Raw genomic sequence first — 3,385 nt, 5'->3', positions numbered from 1 at the left:
TCGAACACCTCTTCCTCGGCGCCGACCACCAGGCCGCCATCGATGCCGAGCTCGCCATATTCGTTGACAATGACGGCATAGCGCCGGCCGTGCTCCTCGCCCAGGATGCGGTTCAGCAGCGTGGTCTTGCCGGCGCCGAGGAAGCCGGTCACCACGGTCACGGGGATACGGTCCGGGGTCATGGCCGAGGTCATGGGATCAGGACCGCGCGGCCCTTGATCTGGCCGTGATGCAAATCCTTGAGCGCCTGGTTGGCCTCGCTCAGCCGGTATTCCTTGGTGGCGAGATGCACCAGGCCGCGATCGGCGAGGGCCATCAGTTCGACCAGCTCGGGATAGGTCCCGACCAAATTGCCGACGATCGACTTCTCGCTGGTGATCATGTCCATCGTCGGCAGGTCGATCTTCCCGCCATAGCCGACGATGTAATAGACGCCGGCGTTGCGGGTCATCGCCAGGCCCTTGGCCACGGCATCGCCCTCGCCGACGAAATCGATCACCGCCTCGGCGCCGTGGCCGCCGGTCAGCGCCATCACCGCCTCGACCTCGTTGCCGTCGGCCTTGACCAGGTGATGCGCGCCGCATTCCTGGGCCAGCTTGAGCGCCGTGTCGGACCGGTCGACGATGATGATCTCGGCCGCGCACAGCGCCCGCAGCACCTGGATGCCGATATGGCCCAGGCCGCCGGCGCCGATCACCACGGCGAATTCCCCCGGCAGCAGGTGCCGAGAGGCCTTCTTGGCGGCGCGATAGGCGGTCAGCCCGGCATCGGTGTAGGGCGCCACGTCCTTCGGCGTCAGGGTCTTCGGCAGCTTGATCAGTGAGCGTTCGCCGGTCAGCAGCAGCTCGGCATAGCCGCCATTGCTGTTGATGCCGGGGAAGCGGCTGTCGGTGGCGTGCATGTCGTCACCGCGCCGGCAGGCCAGGCAATGGCCGCTGGTCACCAGCGGGTGGCAGATCACGGGGTCGCCAACCTTGACGCTTTCGACGCCGCGGCCCACCGCCTCGACCCACCCGGCATTCTCGTGCCCCATGATGTAGGGCAGCGTGACGTCGACCTTGCTGCGCCAGATGCCTTCGACCACGTGCAGGTCGGTGCGGCAGACGCCGGCGCCGCCGATGCGCACGATGATGTCGGTCGGCTTTTCGATCTTCGGATCGGGGACGTCTTCGTAGCGGACGAATTCGTCTCGAGTCAGGGACTCATCGTATTGATGCAGCACCGCGGCCTTCATGCGTCGCCTCCCATGGTCCGGCGTCCAAACTGTTGCGGACCAGCGGTGCAATCGCCGTGCCAAGATCGCGAAGCCGCGGAATTGCTGGATTTCTCGGGTTGGGTGACGGCAGGACTGTGGCGTTGCTTCACAACGGAACGGAACAGCACTGTTCCATTTTGGAACACTTGGCCCGATCCCGATTTCCGAGGTTGGAAAGCCCCTGATGTCGGCGTAACTGTTAGGACAACGAAACAAAAGCCAAGGCTGCGCCCGCGACGGCCAGCCGGGAGGACCGCCCATGCTGCCGGCCACGGCCGATGAGCGCCTGAGCCAGGCCCGCACCATGCTGGCACGCCGGGGTGTCGCGGATGCCGACCTGCTGGCGCCGCCAATCCGCGACAGCTGGACCCGCTGCCTGGCCGCCGGACTGGACCCCGAGCGCCCCCCGCCCCTGGCCATGGTCGACGAGGCCACGCTGCGCGAGGCCCGCGACCGGTCCGACCTGGCGCTGCGCCTGGCGCGCACCGAGATGAAAAACCTCTACCACCAGGTCGCCGGCACGAATTTCATGGTCGCGTTCGCCGCGCCGAACGCGCTGCTGCTCGACACCATTTCCGATTCCAGCTTCAGCGCCACCGCCCGTGCCACCGCCATCCGGCCCGGCTCGCTGTGGGCCGAGGCGCGATGCGGCACCAACGCGCTCGGCACCACGGCGCAGCAGGGTCAGCCGATCACCGTCCATGGCGGCGAGCACTTCTTCAACCGCTACGGCACCCTGACCTGCACCGCCGTGCCGGTGTTCGGCCCCGACGCCAGCCTCGCCGGCGTGCTGGACGCGTCGTCCGATTGCCGATCCCGCCAGCAGCACACCCGGGCCCTGGTCGCCATGGCCGCGACCCAGATCGAGAACGGGCTGTTCCGGGAATGCCACCACGCCAGCCTGGTGATCGCCTTCCACAGCCGCGGCGAATATCTGCACACCCTGAATGCCGGCCTGCTGGCGCTCGACCCCGACGGCGTCGTCCTCGGTGCCAACCCCCAGGCGCGGTTCCTGCTGCAGGGCCTGCCCGCTTTGCCCGGCAGCCATTTCGCCGACCTGTTCCGCACCCGCCTCGGCGATGTCCTGGACGGGGCCCGGACCCGAGAGCGCCAGCGCCTCGACGACCTCGTCGGCAGCGCCTTCGTCGCGACGGTCGAGACGCTTCCCCGGTCCCGCAGGGTGTCATCCCTCCAGATTGCACCGCCGCCAAAGGCGCCCCGGCTGCTGCCGACCGGCTTCGTCGCCGACGACCCTGAGGTGGCCGATGTCGTGCGCCGGGTCGAGGCCGCGGCGTCCCGCAAGCTGCCGATCCTGATCCGCGGCGAGACCGGCACGGGCAAGGAACAGCTGGCCCGGCATGCGCATCGCGCCGGCAAGCGGAGCGGCGAGTTCGTGCCGCTGAACTGCGCCGCCCTGCCCGACACCCTGGCCGAGGCCGAGCTGTTCGGCCATGCCGACGGCGCCTTCACCGGCGCGCGCCGCGGCGGCGCGCCTGGCCTGGTGGTCGAGGCCGATGGCGGAACCCTGTTCCTGGACGAAATCGGCGACATGCCGCTGGCGCTGCAGGCCGTGCTGCTGCGGCTGCTGGACGACTGGACGGTACGGCCGGTCGGCGGCGGCCGGCGCCGCACCGTCGATGTGCAGCTGGTCGCCGCGACCAACACCGATCTGGAGCAGGCCGTCGCGGCCGGACGGTTCCGGGCGGATCTGTTCTACCGCCTGGGCGCCGTCGAGGTGACGCTGCCGCCCCTGGCCGAGCGGCAGGATTTCGCCGCCATCGCCCGGCATCTCTTGTCCGGCATCGCGCCGGACTGTTCGATCACGCCGATGGCCCTGGACCGGCTGGCCGAACGGCCCTGGCCCGGCAATGTGCGCGAGCTGCGCAACGTGCTGACCCGCCTGACCCTGGGCGAGCTCGATCGCCCGATCGACCGCGATGCCGTCGACGCCCTGCCCAGCGCCGCAGCCTCATCGGCCCGACCCGGCGCTGCCGGCAGTCTTCGCGAGACCACGGGCCAGCGGATCCGCACGGTCCATCGGCAGCTCGACGGCAACATCAGCGAAACGGCACGACGGCTCGGCGTGTCGCGCAACACCATCTACCGGGCCCTCCAGGCGTCGCGGCCGGC

General features: G+C 69.5%; 3 protein-coding genes. 1 reads left to right on the top strand and 2 read right to left on the bottom strand.

What is annotated here, in order from left to right; all coding sequences use genetic code 11:
- Both AC3XYG_RS26155 and AC3XYG_RS26150 read right to left on the bottom strand, forming a co-directional pair.
- Positions 1-182 (bottom strand): GTP-binding protein (locus AC3XYG_RS26155; RefSeq protein WP_489142804.1); only part of this gene is annotated, 182 nt, incomplete at its 3' end.
- A gap of 8 nt (positions 183-190) precedes the next feature.
- On the bottom strand, positions 191-1,234 hold the full coding sequence (locus tag AC3XYG_RS26150; RefSeq protein WP_489142803.1) for an NAD(P)-dependent alcohol dehydrogenase: 1,044 nt from the start codon (positions 1,232-1,234) through the stop codon (positions 191-193).
- Between the two features lie 280 nt (positions 1,235-1,514).
- Here AC3XYG_RS26150 and AC3XYG_RS26145 point away from each other — a divergent pair.
- On the top strand, positions 1,515-3,385 hold a 1,871-nt coding region (locus AC3XYG_RS26145; RefSeq protein WP_489142802.1), incomplete at its 3' end, for a sigma-54-dependent Fis family transcriptional regulator.

It is taken from the genome of Inquilinus sp. (assembly GCF_057815775.1).
The sequence above is the reverse complement of the archived record's forward strand: the minus strand, read 5'-3'. Positions and strand labels throughout refer to the sequence as shown.